The organism is Mucilaginibacter sp. FW306-07-L, from assembly GCF_058782065.1.
On the sequence record NZ_JBYSXI010000001.1, the window covers coordinates 832,501 to 850,729 of the forward strand.

The 18,229-nt window shown below is 43.9% G+C and carries 20 protein-coding genes; 15 read left to right on the top strand and 5 right to left on the bottom strand.

Going from position 1 to position 18,229, the window contains the following annotated elements:
- Positions 1–27 precede the first annotated feature (27 nt).
- Both AC3WJC_RS03790 and AC3WJC_RS03795 read left to right on the top strand, forming a co-directional pair.
- Positions 28–612, top strand: coding sequence for a hypothetical protein (locus AC3WJC_RS03790; RefSeq protein WP_492397739.1), 585 nt, complete (start codon positions 28–30; stop codon positions 610–612).
- A gap of 153 nt (positions 613–765) precedes the next feature.
- Positions 766–1,275: an SMI1/KNR4 family protein gene (locus AC3WJC_RS03795; RefSeq protein ID WP_492397740.1), complete on the top strand. Its 510-nt coding sequence runs from the start codon at positions 766–768 to the stop codon at positions 1,273–1,275.
- A 64-nt stretch (positions 1,276–1,339) separates the two neighbouring features.
- On the opposite strand, the gene AC3WJC_RS03800 is transcribed toward AC3WJC_RS03795, so the two are convergent.
- Positions 1,340–1,657 (bottom strand): DUF3276 family protein, encoded by a 318-nt coding sequence (locus AC3WJC_RS03800; protein ID WP_345331615.1) that lies wholly within the window; start codon positions 1,655–1,657, stop codon positions 1,340–1,342.
- 131 nt (positions 1,658–1,788) lie between these two features.
- Positions 1,789–3,573: an ABC transporter ATP-binding protein gene (locus tag AC3WJC_RS03805; protein ID WP_492397741.1), complete on the bottom strand. Its 1,785-nt coding sequence runs from the start codon at positions 3,571–3,573 to the stop codon at positions 1,789–1,791.
- Positions 3,574–3,774: 201 nt separating this feature from the next.
- On the opposite strand from AC3WJC_RS03805, the gene nusB reads away from it, so the two are divergent.
- The 8 genes from nusB to AC3WJC_RS03845 all read left to right on the top strand — a co-directional run bounded on the left by nusB (position 3,775) and on the right by AC3WJC_RS03845 (position 8,721).
- Complete coding sequence (nusB, locus tag AC3WJC_RS03810) at positions 3,775–4,722, top strand: transcription antitermination factor NusB (RefSeq protein ID WP_492397742.1); 948 nt, start codon at positions 3,775–3,777, stop codon at positions 4,720–4,722.
- A 38-nt stretch (positions 4,723–4,760) separates the two neighbouring features.
- The gene (locus AC3WJC_RS03815; RefSeq protein WP_492397743.1) at positions 4,761–5,204 is read left to right on the top strand and encodes a DUF1573 domain-containing protein; all 444 of its coding nucleotides are present in this window, start codon (positions 4,761–4,763) and stop codon (positions 5,202–5,204) included.
- A 61-nt stretch (positions 5,205–5,265) separates the two neighbouring features.
- A complete protein-coding gene (gene yajC / locus AC3WJC_RS03820; RefSeq protein WP_492397744.1) occupies positions 5,266–5,532 on the top strand; it encodes a preprotein translocase subunit YajC in 267 nt (88 codons plus the stop codon).
- Between the two features lie 67 nt (positions 5,533–5,599).
- Positions 5,600–6,547 (top strand): CdaR family protein, encoded by a 948-nt coding sequence (locus AC3WJC_RS03825; protein WP_492397745.1) that lies wholly within the window; start codon positions 5,600–5,602, stop codon positions 6,545–6,547.
- A complete protein-coding gene (gene coaE / locus AC3WJC_RS03830) occupies positions 6,547–7,140 on the top strand; it encodes a dephospho-CoA kinase (protein WP_492397746.1) in 594 nt (197 codons plus the stop codon). Before AC3WJC_RS03825 ends, coaE begins: the two co-directional genes overlap by 1 nt.
- Positions 7,140–8,078 carry an MBL fold metallo-hydrolase gene (locus tag AC3WJC_RS03835; RefSeq protein WP_492397747.1) on the top strand — a complete coding sequence of 313 codons (939 nt, stop codon included), beginning with the start codon at positions 7,140–7,142 and terminating at the stop codon, positions 8,076–8,078. Before coaE ends, AC3WJC_RS03835 begins: the two co-directional genes overlap by 1 nt.
- 44 nt (positions 8,079–8,122) lie before the next feature.
- The gene (locus tag AC3WJC_RS03840) at positions 8,123–8,236 is read left to right on the top strand and encodes a DUF5522 domain-containing protein (RefSeq protein ID WP_492398985.1); all 114 of its coding nucleotides are present in this window, start codon (positions 8,123–8,125) and stop codon (positions 8,234–8,236) included.
- A gap of 35 nt (positions 8,237–8,271) precedes the next feature.
- Positions 8,272–8,721: a MarR family winged helix-turn-helix transcriptional regulator gene (locus tag AC3WJC_RS03845; RefSeq protein WP_492397748.1), complete on the top strand. Its 450-nt coding sequence runs from the start codon at positions 8,272–8,274 to the stop codon at positions 8,719–8,721.
- Between the two features lie 2 nt (positions 8,722–8,723).
- On the opposite strand, the gene AC3WJC_RS03850 is transcribed toward AC3WJC_RS03845, so the two are convergent.
- Both AC3WJC_RS03850 and AC3WJC_RS03855 read right to left on the bottom strand, forming a co-directional pair.
- Positions 8,724–9,434 carry a ZIP family metal transporter gene (locus AC3WJC_RS03850; protein ID WP_492397749.1) on the bottom strand — a complete coding sequence of 237 codons (711 nt, stop codon included), beginning with the start codon at positions 9,432–9,434 and terminating at the stop codon, positions 8,724–8,726.
- 8 nt (positions 9,435–9,442) lie between these two features.
- On the bottom strand, positions 9,443–10,006 hold the full coding sequence (locus tag AC3WJC_RS03855) for a phosphatase PAP2 family protein (protein ID WP_492397750.1): 564 nt from the start codon (positions 10,004–10,006) through the stop codon (positions 9,443–9,445).
- Between the two features lie 126 nt (positions 10,007–10,132).
- On the opposite strand from AC3WJC_RS03855, the gene glmM reads away from it, so the two are divergent.
- The 4 genes from glmM to AC3WJC_RS03875 all read left to right on the top strand — a co-directional run bounded on the left by glmM (position 10,133) and on the right by AC3WJC_RS03875 (position 14,030).
- Positions 10,133–11,518: a phosphoglucosamine mutase gene (gene glmM, locus AC3WJC_RS03860; RefSeq protein WP_492397751.1), complete on the top strand. Its 1,386-nt coding sequence runs from the start codon at positions 10,133–10,135 to the stop codon at positions 11,516–11,518.
- 83 nt (positions 11,519–11,601) lie between these two features.
- A complete protein-coding gene (locus AC3WJC_RS03865; RefSeq protein ID WP_492397752.1) occupies positions 11,602–12,738 on the top strand; it encodes a cysteine desulfurase family protein in 1,137 nt (378 codons plus the stop codon).
- A 132-nt stretch (positions 12,739–12,870) separates the two neighbouring features.
- A complete protein-coding gene (locus AC3WJC_RS03870) occupies positions 12,871–13,482 on the top strand; it encodes a hypothetical protein (protein WP_492397753.1) in 612 nt (203 codons plus the stop codon).
- Between the two features lie 149 nt (positions 13,483–13,631).
- Positions 13,632–14,030 carry a DUF4890 domain-containing protein gene (locus AC3WJC_RS03875; protein ID WP_492397754.1) on the top strand — a complete coding sequence of 133 codons (399 nt, stop codon included), beginning with the start codon at positions 13,632–13,634 and terminating at the stop codon, positions 14,028–14,030.
- Positions 14,031–14,092: 62 nt separating this feature from the next.
- Here AC3WJC_RS03875 and AC3WJC_RS03880 read toward each other — a convergent pair whose 3' ends face one another.
- Positions 14,093–14,947 (bottom strand): SDR family oxidoreductase, encoded by an 855-nt coding sequence (locus AC3WJC_RS03880; RefSeq protein WP_492397755.1) that lies wholly within the window; start codon positions 14,945–14,947, stop codon positions 14,093–14,095.
- A gap of 159 nt (positions 14,948–15,106) precedes the next feature.
- Between AC3WJC_RS03880 and AC3WJC_RS03885 the strand changes: the two genes are divergently transcribed.
- Positions 15,107–17,854: an ATP-binding protein gene (locus tag AC3WJC_RS03885; protein WP_492397756.1), complete on the top strand. Its 2,748-nt coding sequence runs from the start codon at positions 15,107–15,109 to the stop codon at positions 17,852–17,854.
- The last annotated feature ends 375 nt before the right edge of the window (positions 17,855–18,229 follow it).

An 18,229-nucleotide genomic window follows, 5' to 3' on the forward strand; every position in this document is an offset into this window, starting at 1 on the left:
TTGGATCAACATAAACATTAAAAAATCATGACAGCAAGTACACAACCTAACACAACAGTAGCAGGAAGCGCTGTTGCAACTTCCACATCATTGCGCAACCTTTATTTTATACGTGCCGCATTCTCAATAGTGTGGGTTATTTTGATGACCGTAGTTGGCAAAGCCCGAACGGACATAGCCGAAATTCTACTCATAATTTACCCCGCCTGGGACGTTGTGGGTACTTTTTTAGATATGCGTGCCAACCACGGCAGTTCGCCAAAAACAACACAATATGTAAATGCAGCAATTAGCACCATAACTACCATTGCTGTAATATTCGCCCTGCAAAAAGGGGTGCCCGAAACGTTGATCGTTTTTGGTACCTGGGCAATAGGTACGGGATTGATCCAGCTTGTATTAGGTATCCGCCGCAAAAGATATTTAACCGGTCAATGGCCTATGATCATCAGCGGGGCACAGTCAACCCTGGCCGGAACCTCGTTCATCCTGTTGGCGCACGATCCAACCAAAGGCATTACCAGCCTGGCAGGTTATGCCGCCTTTGGTGCTTTTTATTACCTGCTTGCAGCGTTCAGGTTGAACAAAACGGCAAAGGTAGCTGTTGCGTAATTTGGATATTAAATTGATTTGTATGAAGCTCCGCATAAGGTTGTGGAGCTTTATTTATTACAGATTTAGAAGTATCATTTTTTCGATAATCATTAATAGTATTATTTTGTGGCACATATAAAATATAAATGTAAAGCCGATTAAGATTCATTAATGAAAAACCTGCTTAAAGAAATATCCGCACTGTGTGTAAAAATGGGCGGAGCTGATTTTACAGATACGCATAAGCAATCGGGTTGGTTAGGCAATAGCCCTGCAACTCCAGAAGATGTTATAAAAGCGGAGCTTAGATTAGGCATTGAATTACCTGATGATTACAAAGAATTTCTTTTGCTCACAAACGGTTTCTTTACTCCTGATGATGCCCTTGAGCCAACTTTTGAGACAGTTGAAAATATAGTTCATTTAAAAGATGTCGATCCTTTTTTATTAGAACTTTGGAATGAGGGCGTACTTATTGACGTAGGCAGGCAACTAAACATAGCAGTTGTGGTGGGCGGGTTAAACGATGAGCATTATTTTTTGTTGATACCGCCGAATGGTGCTTATGCTACATGGCAATACTGGAAGTTTGCCAACTGGATACCCGGAGAGCAACGTTATGAAAGCTTGGAAAGCTACTTTGTATCGGTTTTAGAATTTATGAAGAGTCAGTGCAGATAGTTCTTGAAATAAAAAAGCCCCGCTGTTGCGGGGCTTGGTATAAGTTTATTTTAACAAGGGTTGTTTAAATCTCGAAAGAAAAGTCTTCGTCGGCTTTGGCGGTTTCGTTAAATTCGTAACGCTTTTCGTTAACTTCCTGGTTGGCTTTAATGTAATCAACGGTATCTTTCAGGCCTTCGGCAAATTTTTCAAAATCTTCTTTGTACAAAAATATCTTGTGTTTTATAAATGCGCCGTCTTCAAGTCGTTTCTTACTTTCAGTAATGGTAATGTAATAGTCGTTTGACCGGGTTGCCTTAACATCAAAAAAATAAGTTCTTTTCCCTGCTCTTACCTTCTTTGAAAAAACCTCCTCACGCTCTCTGTTTTCAAAATCTCCCATGTTAACAAAATGTTGTGTTTTAGAATTGACTGGCATAAATATAAAGAAAAATTCAATTAGCAACTATTTTGATAGTAATTATGTTGATTTTTTCAAACTTTTATAATAAACTATTGTATCGGTGTGCCTGGTTAAACGTTTTCTTCTTCTAATAGCTGTTTTTCGTACAAAGCAAAATAGGCGCCCTTTTGCTCCATAAGTTGGTTATGGTTGCCCTGTTCAATAATGTTTCCCTGGTCAAGCACCAATATATGGTCGGCATTTTTTATGGTTGATATACGGTGGGCTATTATAACGCTGGTTTTGCCCTGCATCACCTTACCCAGATTGTTAAGTATCTCTTCTTCGGTACGGGTATCAACGGCAGACAGGCAATCATCAAACACCATGATCTGCGGATGTTTCAATATAGCCCTGGCGATGGATACACGTTGTTTTTGACCGCCAGACAGGGTGATGCCGCGCTCGCCTATCATGGTATCAAAGCCTTTTTCAAGCTCAATAATATTGTTGTAAACCGCGGCATCCCTGGCGGCCTGTTCAACACGGGGCATATCCATTACATCAATAGCAAAGGCAATGTTACGTGCAATCGTATCTGAAAACAGGAAGATAGATTGCGGTACAAATCCCGTTTGCGAGCGGTAGGTGTCCAGGTCAAGCTGGTTGATCGGTGTACCGTCAATCAGTACCTCGCCGCCCGTGCTGTCATACATGCGCATCAGCAGGTTTGCAATGGTTGATTTACCCGAACCCGTACGGCCAATTATAGCCAGCATTTGCCCTGGCTGTATACTGAACGATACCTCATTTAGCGCCTTAATGCCCGTTTCGGGATAAGTGAAGGATACTTTGTTAAACTCGATATGCCCTTTAACGGTGGTTTTGATGCCGTTTACGGAGATGATCTCGGGCTGCTCGTGCAAAAATTCGTTAATGCGTTTTTGAGAAGCGGCCGCCCTTTGTATAAGCGACGTTACCCAGCCCAGCGCCATAACCGGAAACATGAGCTGGCTCAGGTACACAATAAACTCGGCAATATTACCGGGTGTGATGTTGCCCTTCATTACCTCAATGCCGCCAATGTATAATACAATAACGTTGCTTAACCCAACCAGCAGCAACATCAGCGGGTAAAACATAGCCTGCACGCGGGCCAGTTCCATAGAGTGGGTTTTATACTGCTCGCTTTCGGCGGCGAAGGTTTTGCGTATAAAAGCCTCGCGCACATATGATTTTACTACGCGGATACCCGAAAAGGTTTCCTGCACAAAGCCGGACAGGGATGACAGGCGCTGCTGTATCAATTCGCTGCGCGAGTTAATGATATTGTTTACATAATAAATAATGCCGGCCAGTATAGGCATGGGCAGCACAGAGTAAATAGCCAGCCTTACATTTACGGTGAGCATGGCATATATCACCAGTATAAATAATACAATGGTGTTTACTGTATACATTATGCCCGGCCCAAGGTACATGCGCACGCGGCTCACATCCTCGGTAACACGGTTCATCAGGTCGCCGGTGTTGTGGCGGCGGTAAAAAGCCATGGACAAGGCCTGGTAATGGTTATATAGTTCGTTTTTAAGATCGTACTCAATATGGCGCGACATAAGGATGATGGTTTGCCGCATAAAAAACAAAAACATACCCCTTATCAGGGCCAGCACCAATACCAGTATGCCAAAAAGCATTAGGCTGGAACCAAAAATATCATAAATGAGCTGCTGGCGGCTAAAGCCGTTGTAGAGGCGGTACAGATCAATGTTTTCGGCAACAAGGTCAAACGCCACGCGGATAACCTGCGCGGGCAGCACTCCGAATATGTTTGACGCGATCACGAAAAGAATACCGGGCAACAACCGCCAGCGGTACTTAAAAAAAAACTTATTAAGGTAAGCCAGGTGTTTCATAAGCCGGGTGGCAAAGATAATTAATTTGTATTGGCATGAGCAGCAATTAACTATCAGGATTTTTTGATGACATTACTTTTTATACAGTAAAGGTACTTGGCTGCTACAAAAAAAACACCTACTTTTGCGGCGTACAAAATTTAGCAAATAAATAAGTACGCAAGTATACAACAAGCTCATTCAACAGATCGTTCTTACACAATGTTAAACAGAAGGCACTTACGCGTAAAGGTATTACAGTCGTTATACGGCTATCACCAGTCGAGCAACCGCGACATTAAATCTCATCAAAAAAATCTTCTAAACAGCGTAGATTCGGTGTACGAAATGTACATCTGGATGCTGTCCCTGATCCAGGAAGTAGTAGGCTACGCGGCTAATGATGCCGACGAGCGCGCCAACAAGCATCTCCCTACAGCCGATGATCTTAATCCCAATCTTAAAATTCTTAACAACCGCTTTATAGCGTCGTTAGCCGTTAATAAGGAATATGTTGCCGCGGTTAAGAAATACAGGATTGACTGGACTTTTGATCCGGAGCTTTTTAAAGCATTATTCAATACACTTAAAGCGGCTCCTGAATACCAGGAATATCTGGATAAAACCGAGGATAGCCTGCATAGCGATAAGGATATCATCAAGTTTATCTTTAAAAAGGTGATCCTGAAATCATCATTGGCCGAACAGGTTTTTGAGGATAAATTCATTAACTGGCCGGTTGATAAGGATGTTTTGCAGGCATTGATCGCTAAAACGTTCAAAAACTTCTCGAACGATAACTATGAGCTTAACAAGCTTGCCGAGGTTACCGTTAACTGGGAAGAGGACAGGGAGTTCATCATCAACCTTTTTGATGAATGCATTCGCCATGATGAGGAATACCAGGCGTTAATCGCTATTAAAACCCAAAACTGGGAGCCGGAGCGCATTGCCATGATGGATACCCTGCTGATGAAGATGGCGTTAACCGAGTTCATGAATTTTTCATCGGTACCGGTTAAGGTTACTATTAACGAGTATCTTGAAATCTCAAAGGAATTCAGTACACCAAAAAGTAACTCCTTCATCAACGGTATTTTAGATAAGATATTAGCCGAATTAAAGGCCGAGAACAAGATCAAAAAAACCGGTCGTGGTTTAATTGAATAATTGTAATATTGAACTGCCATTTAAACAATATTATATAAATGAAGAAAGTATTATTAAGCCTGGCTGCCGCTGTAATTGTACTGGCTGCCTGCAATCAGCGTAACTCTGGCAATGCAACGGGTATTGATTCAAACAGCACCGCGGCCACCGAAGTTGATTCGGCCAGTGCGCCGGTAGTTAAGTTTGAGGTTGAAACGCACGATTTCGGCAAGGTAAAGCAAGGCGATAAAGTGAACTTTGAATACAAATTCACCAACACCGGTAAATCTCCGCTGGTTATATCAAACGCTACGGCAAGCTGCGGCTGCACCGTACCTGAGTGGCCTAAAACCCCGGTTAAGCCCGGCGAAAGCGCAGCTATTAAGGTTACTTTTGATAGTGCCAATAAATCAGGCTTGCAGGATAAGCTGATCACCGTTACCGCTAACACTATACCGGCACAAACCGTTGTGCATTTGGTAGGTGAGGTAACCACAAAATAATTTATAAATAAACGCTAATTAAATACGAAAAACTATGGGTGCGCAACCGCAATCATTAATTATGATGGGCCTCATCATACTGGTGTTCTACTTCTTTATGATACGTCCGCAGATCAAAAAACAAAAGGATCAGAAAAAATTTGTTGAAGAACTTAAAAAAGGCGATAAGGTAGTTACTACCGCCGGCATACATGGCCGTATAATTGAGCTTGCTGAAACTACCATGCTTATTGAGGTTGAAGGCGGTACCAAGATCCGTTTTGATAAATCAGCTATCTCGCTTGATGCCTCAAAGGCGCTTAATGCACCGGTAGCAACAAAATCATAAAAAATAAGTTGTTAAATTTATGGTGCCGTTCAGTTTTGTAAATTGAACGGCATTTTAATTTATAGCAATGCCCATCATCAAATTATCACCGGCAGAAAGAAGACGGCTTACGGCATTTACAACCTGTATTATACTGGCTGTAATTGCCTGGGTTTTCGCGGTATTATCTAATCCGCATAATTTTACGGTGCCTAAAGTGATCGTTTTTAAGAACGCGCCGCAACGCAGGGCTTTCCATTCGCTACAGTCTGATACCATCAACGCTACCGTACAAGGTAACGGCTGGCAAATGCTGTTCTCGCGCATTAATGATGAAAATAATACGGTAACGGTTGACCTGCATACACTCGAGCAGCGCGATTACGTGGTGTTGGGGTCGCAATTAAGGCGCATCAATACCAATCAACCCGTTAACAGGCAGATCATCGGTTTTGATCCGGATACCTTGTATTTCGATTTTTCGAGCCGCAGGGTGAAGAAGGTGCCTGTTGAGCTGATTACCTCTATTGACTATAAAAAGCAATTCGCGCAATCGGGTGATATTACTTTAAAGCCCGATTATGTAACCATCAGCGGCCCGGCCGAACTGATAAGCCGTATAACCGCCTGGAATACCGATACCCTGCAACTGGACAATGTGAGCGAACCGGTGAACAAGCAGGTAAAAATGCTATCGGTCAAGGAAGTGAACATGACGGTTTACCCTAAGGTGGTACAAGTGAAAATTCCAGTAGATGAGTTTACCGAAAAAACACTGGAAGTACCTGTAAAGGTGATCAACAACCGCAACTATTACAACGTTAAGGTACTGCCGCAAAAAGTTAAGGTAACCTTCATGACCTCGTTAAGCGATTATCCGGACATGGACGACGCGTTTTTTGAAGCCACCGCCGACCTGAGCTTATGGGAACAAAAAGGGTATAGTACGCTCCCCATCAAGCTAAAGCGGATACCGCCATACTGCCGCATCGTAAAAATTGAACCCGCGGTGGTTGATTTTATCATCAAAAAATAATGTTAAAAATAGGATTAACAGGTAATATAGGCAGCGGCAAAACCACCGTTGCCAGGGTATTTGAGGTGTTGGGCATACCGGTATTTTATGCCGATGATGCCGCTAAAAAAGTAATGGTTGCCGATGCGGAATTGATCGAAGGCGTAAAGCAGGCCTTTGGCAGCGATGCCTATTTTGCTGATGCCACGCTTAACCGCAAACACATTGCCGGTATTGTTTTTAATAATGCTGATGAGCTGGGTAAGCTGAATGCTTTGGTACATCCCGCCGTTTTCAGGGCGTTTGATGTATGGGCATCGCAGCAAAAAGCAGCGCCTTATGTTATTAAAGAGGCCGCGATATTATTTGAAAGCGGATCATACAAAATGTGCGACCAAACCATACTGGTTTCGGCACCATTGGAGCAGCGCTTGGAACGGGTAATGCAGCGCGATGGCATCAGCATAGAAGAAGCTTCGGCACGCGATGCCCGGCAGATGAAAGAGGAAGAAAAAATAAAACTGGCCGATCATGTTATTATAAACGATGGCAGCCGGTTAGTTATACCGCAGGTGCTTGAGTTGCATCAACAATTTATAGCTGTTAATGCCTGATGATACTGGATGATTTTGTGCAGTTTGATGCCAATGGCCTTTACTGCAAATACGGTAATTTTTATATTGATCCGATACAGCCGGTTGAAAAAGCCGTTATATCGCACGCCCATGCCGACCATGCCGTTGCCGGTAACCACGCGGTTTGGTGCACCGGTGCCACGCAAGCCTTTATGCAGTTTCGTTATGCGAAAAATGCAGGCCGCGTATTTAACACAATAGCTTACAGGCAGCAATTTAATGTGGGCGGGGTTGATATTACTTTTATACCTGCCGGGCATATACTTGGTTCTGCCCAGGTTTTGATGGCGTACCAGGGCACTACTTACCTGTACACCGGCGATTTTAAGTTACAACCCGATACCACCTGCGAGCCTTTAGAGTGGGTTAAGGCTGATGTGCTGATCACGGAAAGTACCTTTGCCAACCCTGCTACCCAGCACCCTGACCCGGTAGCGGAGATCAGCAAGCTGAATGACATCAAGCTGAATATACTCCTCGGCGCTTACGGACTGGGTAAAAGCCAGCGGCTCATCCGCCTGATTAATGACCACACTCCGCAGAAAACGGTATTGGTTCATCACCGCATAATGCCTTTAAACGCCATTTATGAAAAAGCGGGCTTTAGCTTGGGCAAGCATCAGTTATATAACCGTAAGCTGATGAAAACCCAGCAGGAGTATGTGTACATAGTGCCGCCCTTTACATTTGATAGCTACATCAGGGCTACAGGGGTAAAGCGGTTATTCGCCTCGGGCTGGAAAAACTTACAGGTGAATAGCCAGGATACGCTGTATATATCAGACCATGCCGATTGGAACGATATATTGGAGATGATAAAGCAGGTGCAGCCTACCCAGGTTTGGACGCTGCACGGCGACGGTAAACACCTGCAGGAACATTTTAATAACAGCCTGTTTGTAAAGCTGCTAAATTAATGCTGAAGGAAAATATTGATTATTATTTTAATACAGAAGGATTGATGGTATTCACCAAAGAATATCACCTTAAACGCGGTTACTGCTGCAAAAACCAATGTTTGCATTGTCCCTGGAACTATAAGGAGAAAAAACAATACATACAAATTAAAAAATAATAAACATATTTGCTTTTTAGGCATTTATATACACTATGCGAATAGAGGACGAGATACAAAGTACTAAGTTTGAGGATAATTACCATAAGGTAATTATAAATGTAGCATACACGCAAAGCTGGCTGAGTAACTATTCACGCCCGCATTTTGAAAAATATAACCTCACCTCGCAACAGTTTAATATACTCCGCATATTACGCGGGCAGTACCCTAAACCGGCTACCATTAATTTGCTTAAAGACCGTATGATAGACAAAATGTCTGACGCGTCTCGCATTGTTGACCGTTTGGTGCAAAAGGGTTTGGTGTCCCGCTGTACCAACTCAAAGGACAGGCGCGCGGTTGATATCCAGATCAGTCAGCAAGGGTTGGACATACTGGCTAAAATGGATGTGGAATTTAAATCCAAAGATCTTTTAAAGGATCATCTTACCGAGGAGGAAGCCGCTCAACTCAGCAACCTGCTGGATAAGATGAGGGGATAGCCTTATAATAAAAATCCACCTAAAGCGATACCTATACCCAGTAAAACAGCTATCATTTTGCGCAGGTTAAATTTATGATCGGCGCTTGATTCAAATAATATCGTGGTTGATATATGTAAAAATATCCCAATTACCACACCCATTATCCGGTTAAAATATTGTTGCAGGTTGCCGATACCGCCATTGCTTAATGAGTTGCTCAACAGGTAACCTGCCGGTGCCATCAACGCGAAAAGAATAATAAAGAATACGATACGCCCCTTGCTTTGGTTATGGGCCAATAATACGCTGCCTAATGCGAACGATGCCGGGATATGATGCAACGCGATACCGAAAACCAACTCGTGCTGATGCCCTTCGGCAATAGGCATCCCCTCTAAAAACGCGTGCAGGCAAAGGCTTACCATAATCCCGAACGGAAAAGCGGCATGGTCATGCCCATGCTTATGGATGTGCCCGTGTTCAATACCATCCGAAAATTGTTCGAGTACGATCTGGAATATAAAACCGATCAGAATGAAAACGCCTACCAGGTTATCATCACCATGATAAGCATCAGGTATAAGGTGTAACACAGTAATACCAAATAAATATGCCCCGCTAAATGCGAGCACAATTTTTAATAATTTGTGATTGCCTCCTTTAAATAAAAAAACAGCAGTGCCGCCTAAAAAGGCGCTGAAAAACAGGAGTAATAGTTGAAGGTAGCTCATTTTTTATGTTAGAAGCCGGGTTGAAATTTTTTAAAAAGTTGTGCTAAGCCAAAGCCCACAATAAGGCCAAACAATGCCCCGCCCATTACATCAATAGGAAAGTGCACGCTAACATATACCTGCGCGAAGCAAATACTGGCTGCCCAAAACATACTAATGTACCATATCCATTTCCATCTCCGGCCAAACACCAGGCTCATAAAGGCTGCCATGGCAAAATGATCACTGGCATGGGTGGACGGAAAGCTATAGCCCGAACCACAACGAACACGAGGGATATCTTTTTCGGCGGTAACAGGGTCGCGGCAGGGACGTACCCTATGAATGACGGGCTTGATGATGCTTGCGCTCACAAAATCGGCAATACCGGCACTCGCGGCCAGCATCAGCACGATGACAATACCCACCTTGCGATATTTGTAAATACAAAAACCGATAATGAATATGTATAGCGGTATCCAGAAGCGGGGATTGCGCAAAAGTGGCATCAGCCAGTCGAAAAACGGGTTCGAGAGGTCGTGATTAATAAAGTAGAATAAATGCCGGTCGAGTTGTAAAAGTTGTTCGGGCATCAGGATAGTGTTAGCGCCAATTTTTTTGCGAGTGCAAATATAGCCAATATATTGTCGCTTAAAACAACGTGGGCATTACATTGTGTCAGGTAAATATAATTACTTTTGTGCCAAACTTTATTTGCATTGACACTAATCAAATCAATAAGCGGAATCAGAGGCACTATCGGCGGCGCAGCCGGCGATGGCTTAACACCGCTTGATATCGTAAAATTCACTTCAGCCTATGGTAGCTGGGCGGTAAAAAAAGCAGGCATCAACAAGATCGTGATCGGCCGTGATGCCCGCATCTCCGGCGAAATGGTAAGCAGCCTGGTAACCGGCACCCTGCAAGGCCTGGGTATCGATGTAATAGACCTTGGCCTGAGCACCACCCCAACGGTAGAAGTAGCCGTACCACTGGAAAAAGCCGCGGGCGGCATCATCCTGACGGCAAGCCATAACCCCAAACAATGGAATGCCCTGAAACTGCTGAACGAGAAAGGCGAGTTCATCAGTGATGCCGATGGCAAAGAAGTACTGGAGATAGCCGAACAAAGCGATTTTACTTATGCCGATGTAGACAGCCTGGGTAAAGTAACACAGGACGATAGCTACCTGCAAAAACATATCGACCTGATATTGAATTTGCCATTGGTAGATAAAGAAGCGATCAAACAAGCGAGCTTCAAAATAGCCATAGACTGTGTAAATTCCACCGGAGGCATTTACGTACCGGCCCTGTTAAAAGCCTTAGGTGTAGAAACCATTTATGAATTGTATACGGAACCCAACGGCCACTTCCCCCATAACCCGGAGCCATTGCCCGAGAACCTGACGGCTATTGCTGAAGCGGTAAAGGAAAACAAAGCCGACCTGGGTATTGTGGTCGACCCGGATGTGGACAGGCTTTGCTTTGTGAATGAGGATGGCAGCATGTTCGGTGAAGAATACACCCTGGTAGCGGTAGCCGACTATATACTGAAACACACCCCGGGCAATACGGTATCCAACCTGTCATCAACCAGGGCCTTACGGGATGTAACCGAACAATCAGGCTCAACCTATACCGCAGCCGCGGTAGGAGAGGTAAACGTAGTGAACAAGATGAAGGAAACGAATGCCATTATCGGCGGGGAAGGTAACGGCGGTGTTATTTACCCCGAACTGCACTACGGCAGGGACGCGCTGGTAGGCATCGCCCTGTTCCTGACGCATCTGGCAAAAGAAAATAAAACCATCTCCCAACTTAGAAAAACCTACCCGGAATATTACATCTCTAAAAACAAGATAGAGTTGCAGGCGGGTATGGATATAGATAACCTGCTCAAGCAGGTTGAAGAAAAACACAAGGATCAACCTTACAGCACAATAGACGGCTTGAAGATAGAATTCGGTAAAGAATGGGTACATTTGCGTCGGTCGAACACCGAGCCGATCATCCGCATCTATTCGGAGTCAACCAGCGAGGCAGCAGCAACTGCTTTGGCCGAAAAGCTCATTGCTGATATGAAGGCGATACTGGGTATATAACGCCCGGCAGTTGATTTAAGCATCAACAAATAATAAAAATTAAATGAGCGGAGCAATCTGCCCAAACTTAACTGATCAATATAATGCGTGTTTATTTTGATAACGCGGCCACTACGCCGCTTGACCCTGAGGTATTAAAAGAAATGTACAAGGTGATGGAAAGCCAGTTTGGCAATCCATCGTCAATACATGCGCATGGCCGCGAGGCGCGCACATTAATTGAGCGGGCGCGTAAAACCGTTGCCAATTTGCTGCACACCTCACCGGCCGAAATATTTTTCACCAGCGGCGGTACCGAGGCCGATAACATGGCCATTAAATGCGGTATTGTTGACCACGGGTTAAAACACGCTATTACCAGTCGCCTGGAACACCATGCCGTGCTGCATACCCTTGAGGCGATGGAAAAAGCAGGCGTTATTAAACTGAGCCTTGTGGATACCGACCCTAAAGGCAATGTGGATTACGCCCATCTTGAAAAACTGTTGCAGGAGAACGAGCGCAGCTTTGTATCCTTAATGCATGCCAATAACGAGATTGGTACCCTTACCGATATTGAACGTGTTGGTGAACTTTGTGAGCAATACAATGCCCTTTTTCATAGCGATACGGTGCAGACTATGGGCCACTTTCCGCATGATTTGAGTAAGCTTAAAGTGCATTTTTTAGTTTGCGCCGCGCACAAACTGCATGGCCCTAAAGGTGTAGGCTTTTTGCACATCAATCACCGTATAAAAATAAAACCGATGATACACGGCGGTTCGCAGGAGCGTAATATGCGCGGCGGTACCGAAAATGTATATGGTATAGCCGGTTTGGCCAAAGCGCTTGAAATGGCCTATGCCGAAATGGAGCAACACCATACACATATTCAAGAACTTAAAAGCTATATGATAGATCAGCTTAAAGCTGAAATACCGGGTGTTGAATTTAATGGTGAGATAGCACCCGAAAAAAGTTTGTATACCGTACTCAACGTTTCCTTCCCGGAAATGGATATGGCTGATATGTTGTTATTCAACCTGGATATAGCGGGTATCTCCGCCTCAGGCGGCAGCGCGTGCAGTTCAGGTACCGATATTGGTTCGCATGTGCTTAACGCTATTGGCGCAAACCCTTCGCGCGCGTCGGTAAGGTTTTCTTTCTCCAAATATAGCACTAAGGAAGAGGTTGATTTTACGGTGGCCAAACTAAAAGATGTTTGCCTGGTAAAAGCCTGATACAACCGGGGTTTTTATTAACAAACCTTAATAAAATAATTTTACAACGGTCAATTGTTTTCTGAATAAAAGAAAACAATTGACCGTTTTTGCAGGTTTATTAATTTAATTAGCAATTAAAAATAATAACCTATGACAACAATAAATGAGATGGCTTGGAATGATCGGGATGATCAGTTAAGTCAGGAAAACACCAATACTAATCAAAACCAGGACTATTCAACTTCAGTGAACAATGTTGATCCGGATGAGGACGATTTGGATGAGCAGGATGAACTTGCTTATGATGATGAGGACGAACTGGACACCGACCTTGAGAATGATGAGTTAGACCCGGCTTTAGAGGAAGAAGAGGATGATGAGGATATCACCGCGGGTTACACCAATACCCTGAGTGATGATGCCGCGTTTGATCGTGAATATGATGCCGAAGAAGGTAACGGTTTAAATGAGGACAAGGATTTTGAAGCTCACCTGGCTCCTGAATCGGTTGACCCGGATCCGAATGAAATACCGGAAGAAGGAGAATCAAATAATGAGGGTTCAGGTTATACGCCAAGCCGCGAATACAGCCAGCCGCAGGAAGGTAACGATACGTCGTTCAGTGAACAAACCGACGTAACGCCTCCCAACCACAAAGAATTTCCATCCGAAGGGCCTGCAAAAGCTGATTTTGAGGCACGTCCGCATGGCCGTACCACAGGCAGAATGATCGGCCATGAGCCGGGTACTGAAGGTATCTAATTATTGATAGATGATGAAGAAAAGAGCTGGTTTAATAACCGGCTCTTTTTGTTTTGTCTGCAATTTGTCATACTCAAATATAAGCGTAGGGCTATATTAAACTATTCATGCCGCCTACAGTCATACCTATACAAACAACGATAATTGAGATGAAAAGATTAATGTTAATGATAGCCTTTGTTGCCGGGATAGGCATTGCGGCAAACGCGCAAACCCAGGTTAAACCGCATAAAACAGCGCATCAAAAAGCGGAGATGATGAGCAAAAAAATGCAGGCCGAATTGAGCCTTAGCCAGGATCAGTATACCAAGGTACATACCATTTTGCTAACACAGGCTACCCGGGTTGATAGCTTAAAGGCTAATAACGATAGTGGTAAAAAACGCGCAAACCGTAAGGCGGTAAAAGAAATTATGCAGAATACCGATAAGCAAATTACCTCGGTGTTAACTGCTGACCAGGTTAAGAAATACGAACAGCTAAAAGCTGACAAGATTTATAAGATGCAAAAGAAAAGAGCCGAACAGGCCGGTAAAGTGCAAGGTTGATTTGATGTGGTAGATTGATTATGTTTAGTGAGAGGAGAGCGGGCGAAAGCCCGCTTTCTGTTTTATAGCAGGTTGTGTTTAAAGGAGTACTTTAATATTTCAGGTACATTAACGCTGTCTACCTGTTTCCATTCTTTCAGTTCATCTAAAAACTCAGGCTTGGGCAGGTTTGCCTTTTCGGCGGCAAGGGGGTAAAAGGTTGCCTTTTGTGGGTGCTGCGGCGAGCAAGCATTAAAGGTATGGCCAAAAGCTTGTTGCTGCAGCAGGGCATGGCTAATGCCCAGGCAATCATCCAGGTGGATCATGTTCACCGGAGCCCGGCCATTGGGTATCTCCTTTTTGCCACCAAAAAAACGGCCTGCTTCGCGCCCCGGCCCAAATAAACCGCCAAAACGGATGATGGTGGTATCAAACCCTTTTTCTTGCTTTAGTAAATTTTCAACAGCTAACACCGCTTTGCCCGAATCTGTTGTAGCATCGGGCTGGTCGAGTTCAGTAACGATGCTGTTATTGTCAGCATACACACCTGTTGAACTGATGTATATTACATGCTTTACGGGGCTATTGTTAACCAAGCTAACTGCCTGCTGTATCTTTTTAATATAATCATCACCACCGCCACCGCTTCGCACTTTGGGCGGAATGGCTATCCATAAAATATCACACTCAAAAAATTCGGTATCTTGGTTTGAAGCCGTATCGCTTAGATCAATAAGATAGGGTTTAATGCCATGCTGCTGCAAAACAGCCAGTTTATCAGCAGTGGTAGTAGAGCCTTTTACTACGTAACCAAGCTTAATTAATGATTTGGCCAGGGGCAATCCATACCAGCCGCAACCTAAAACACTTATTGTTGATTGTTCGTTCATCTGCCGCAAAGCTACTAAACATTTCAGGGCATCATATGATTTAAGCATTATAGGTCGTTCATTTATAATTATCAATATTGAAAATTAACTTTCTTTTATTGATAAGTTTTATAATAATATGCGTGTTTAATTTGTACTTTAGTACCACTTATAGTTGTGCGCAATTACCCCTATCCCTTTTTTTTAATTGTTGCTGTAATTACCCTGATGGTATTTGCATGCGTAGGAGCTATTGCCCAGATATCTGCTGATACGCTGGTAAAAAAGATCAAAAGCATTAAAGACCCGGACTCGGCTATGGCTTACGCCGATCAACAGATAGCCTTAGGCAGGCAACGTAAGGATCACTCATACGAAGGCAGGGCGCTCTACGCCAAGTCATACTGTTTATATATGAATGGCGATGAGTTGCAGGCGCTTGACCTGGCCCGCAAAGCAAACCGCCTGGTAATGCCTAAAGATTCATTTGTGTATATCCGCTCCGCAACTATGGTTGCCTATATGCTGGGCAGGCATAGTAAGGAACTGGAAGCGTTACAGATAGCTTTTAAAGCATTAAAAGATGCTGAAAAGCATAAATGGAAACGTTTAGGGGCCGACTGCCACATCTGTATAGCCGATATTTACCGTTCAATGAACCGCCCGGCACAAGCGCTTAACCATGCGCAGCAGGCCGCTGCCGATATGAAAGCCGCCAGAGACACCGCGATGTATATATCCGCGCTTAGTACACTTTCAAATGTTTATTCGCAACGCACATTTCAAACCACCTACAACATAGCCAAGGCTGTGGAGTATATGGAGTTGATTTTAAAGGAACCCTACGTGCACCGGCTTACCAGCTTTGAGCGCGCCCGTTATTTAAGTAATCTTGGCCGCCTTTACGAAATGCAAAAACGGTATGATAGGGCCAGCAAAGCATTACTTGAAGCGGTTGAGATCTGCCATCGTGAAAATTACCCTTCTATTGAAAAACATGCCCTGAATGAGTTGGCTACACTGCGTAATGATCAGGGGCGATTTACGGAAAGTATCGCTTTTTCTGAAAAAGCTTTGTCTTTACAGTCCGACGCGCAAACCAGCCGTATGATGCAGCGGAATATTTATAACCGGTTAAGTGATTCGTACGAGGGCTTACAGGATTACAAACAGGCCTTAAAATACTTTAAGCTTTACCGTGACCTGAGCGATACCATTGCCAGCCTGGGGCTTACCAACGCCGCTACCGAACTCAATGAAAAGTACAAGCTGGATAAGCGGCTGCTGGTTGAGGAGGCTAAAGCAAAACTGGCTACACAGCAGCGTAATTTTAGTATTATTATAGTAATACTTGTTATTGTTGGTTTTGTAATCGCCTACCGCTGGTATTATTTAAAACGACAGCGCCAGGCTAAACTGCTTAATAAAGAACATCAGCAACTGGCGCGGTTAGATGCTATGAAAACCAGCTTTTTTGCCAACATCAGCCATGAACTGCGTACACCCCTTACCTTGATTATGGGGCCTTTGGATGTTTTGGTGAATCAAAAAATTCTGAGTGAAGAAAAGCGGGCCGTTCATTTGGAGACCGTATGGCGTAACAGCAAAAAATTGCTGGGCATGGTAAACGAGTTGCTTGATTTAGGTAAGATAGAAGCCGGTAGTTTGCCTGTTCGCCTGCAAAAGGTGCATTTATTACCTTTTGTAAGAATGCTTTATCAGGGATTCGCTTCCGCTGCCGAACACCGGCAGATCAGGTATTCCATCATCTGTAATATTGATGATAACCTGATTGTGGAGATTGACCGCGAAAAACTGGAAAAGATCATTAATAACCTGATATCAAACGCTGTAAAGTTTACGCCGGAGTTTGGGGGTATATACATTAACGCGAAAGCCAAAGGCGGTAATTTTGAGTTTACTGTAGCCAACACAGGTACAGGTATTCATCCCGACGACCTGAAACGCATATTTGACCGCTATTACCAAGGGGCAAAAATTACCGCAGAGGGTGGCACGGGTATTGGTTTAGCCATCTCGCGCGAGTTTACCGAGTTGCTTGGCGGTACCATCGAAATTGAAAATGATTGGGGACGTGGCGTAGTGTTTAAGGTTAACCTGCCTTTAACTATGCTGGATGAAGTGCCGGATACACAGGAGAAAAGCATATTTGACGGTGATGAACAAATGGTAGCCCACACACCGGGCACTTTTACCATTATGGTTGTGGAAGATCATACGGAGATGGCGCATTACATCGCCTCCGTACTAAAGCCCCTGTATCGCGTGGTTACTGTTAATAACGGTAAAGAAGCGCTCGATAAATTAGAAGCTATGCCGAAGCGTCCGGACCTGATCGTATCTGACCTGATGATGCCTTTGATGGATGGTTTCGCCTTGCTTGAGCATCTTAAAAAACATGAAACTTATTACCGTATACCGGTAGTAATGCTTACCGCGCTTGCCGACGCACCGAATAAACTAAAGGCATTAACCATTGGGGTTGACGATTATATCACCAAGCCTTTTTTAAGCAGCGAATTACTGGCCCGGGTAGCTAACTTGCTCCATAATGTATTAAACCGTACGGTTGAAAATGTAATGGTACAAGCCGGTGAAGCAGATGAAGAGCTAACTGAAGAATTTACCTCATCGCCCGCTGATTTGGCCTTGCTGGCTGAACTGGAAGTACTGGTACGAAAGCATGTGGGTAAAACCGGGCTCAACATAGCTATGCTGAGTGATGAACTGGCCATCAGCGAGCGGCAGTTAAACCGGCGTATAAAAGCAATTACCGGCCTTACGCCAAATAAATACATCAGGGCTATCCGTTTTCAAATAGCGCGCGAAGCAATTGATAGCGGAAAGTACCGTACCGTGGCCGAAATCTCTTATGCCGCAGGGTTTGATACTCCTGCTTATTTCTCTAAACTTTTTAAAGCACATTACGGCCGTGATGTTAATGAGTTACTTTAAATTTTGGTGTGTCCGTTTTGTTTCCTGTTGATTTAGTGTGAGTTAATATTGAAACGGCGGTTTCGTTTTTTTCTTTTTGTCTGTTTTGTTAAGCTAAATGTCTGTTTTGTTAAATGGTAATTACCCACATTTGGGTACTAATAAACTATTGATAAATGAATTTATTAAATGACGAGCAAAATTTAACAGGTAAGGTCAGCCCCCTTAAAACCAAATCACCTGTTACCTGCCCGCGTTGTAACACTGAGCATTGCGACCGCATACCCCGGAGTAAAATAGTAAAGTTGCTGTTTTCGGGTAATATGCGCCATTACAAGTGCAGCAAATGCTTTAAAAAGTTTTACAAATCGGCATAATATTGATTACAGGTAAACC

What these genes read in the sequence shown, in the direction of transcription:
- AC3WJC_RS03845 (WP_492397748.1), top strand. Translation starts at nt 8,272, where the DNA reads ATGCGAATAGAGGACGAGATACAAAGTACTAAGTTTGAGGATAATTAC.
- AC3WJC_RS03885 (WP_492397756.1), top strand. Translation starts at nt 15,107, where the DNA reads ATGGTATTTGCATGCGTAGGAGCTATTGCCCAGATATCTGCTGATACG.
- AC3WJC_RS03875 (WP_492397754.1), top strand. Translation starts at nt 13,632, where the DNA reads ATGAAAAGATTAATGTTAATGATAGCCTTTGTTGCCGGGATAGGCATT.
- coaE (WP_492397746.1), top strand. Translation starts at nt 6,547, where the DNA reads ATGTTAAAAATAGGATTAACAGGTAATATAGGCAGCGGCAAAACCACC.
- AC3WJC_RS03835 (WP_492397747.1), top strand. Translation starts at nt 7,140, where the DNA reads ATGATACTGGATGATTTTGTGCAGTTTGATGCCAATGGCCTTTACTGC.
- yajC (WP_492397744.1), top strand. Translation starts at nt 5,266, where the DNA reads ATGATGGGCCTCATCATACTGGTGTTCTACTTCTTTATGATACGTCCG.
- AC3WJC_RS03805 (WP_492397741.1), bottom strand. Translation starts at nt 3,573, where the DNA reads ATGAAACACCTGGCTTACCTTAATAAGTTTTTTTTTAAGTACCGCTGG.
- AC3WJC_RS03815 (WP_492397743.1), top strand. Translation starts at nt 4,761, where the DNA reads ATGAAGAAAGTATTATTAAGCCTGGCTGCCGCTGTAATTGTACTGGCT.
- AC3WJC_RS03870 (WP_492397753.1), top strand. Translation starts at nt 12,871, where the DNA reads ATGACAACAATAAATGAGATGGCTTGGAATGATCGGGATGATCAGTTA.
- AC3WJC_RS03795 (WP_492397740.1), top strand. Translation starts at nt 766, where the DNA reads ATGAAAAACCTGCTTAAAGAAATATCCGCACTGTGTGTAAAAATGGGC.
- AC3WJC_RS03825 (WP_492397745.1), top strand. Translation starts at nt 5,600, where the DNA reads ATGCCCATCATCAAATTATCACCGGCAGAAAGAAGACGGCTTACGGCA.
- AC3WJC_RS03865 (WP_492397752.1), top strand. Translation starts at nt 11,602, where the DNA reads ATGCGTGTTTATTTTGATAACGCGGCCACTACGCCGCTTGACCCTGAG.
- nusB (WP_492397742.1), top strand. Translation starts at nt 3,775, where the DNA reads ATGTTAAACAGAAGGCACTTACGCGTAAAGGTATTACAGTCGTTATAC.
- AC3WJC_RS03850 (WP_492397749.1), bottom strand. Translation starts at nt 9,434, where the DNA reads ATGAGCTACCTTCAACTATTACTCCTGTTTTTCAGCGCCTTTTTAGGC.
- AC3WJC_RS03790 (WP_492397739.1), top strand. Translation starts at nt 28, where the DNA reads ATGACAGCAAGTACACAACCTAACACAACAGTAGCAGGAAGCGCTGTT.
- AC3WJC_RS03880 (WP_492397755.1), bottom strand. Translation starts at nt 14,947, where the DNA reads ATGCTTAAATCATATGATGCCCTGAAATGTTTAGTAGCTTTGCGGCAG.
- AC3WJC_RS03840 (WP_492398985.1), top strand. Translation starts at nt 8,123, where the DNA reads ATGGTATTCACCAAAGAATATCACCTTAAACGCGGTTACTGCTGCAAA.
- AC3WJC_RS03800 (WP_345331615.1), bottom strand. Translation starts at nt 1,657, where the DNA reads ATGGGAGATTTTGAAAACAGAGAGCGTGAGGAGGTTTTTTCAAAGAAG.
- AC3WJC_RS03855 (WP_492397750.1), bottom strand. Translation starts at nt 10,006, where the DNA reads ATGCCCGAACAACTTTTACAACTCGACCGGCATTTATTCTACTTTATT.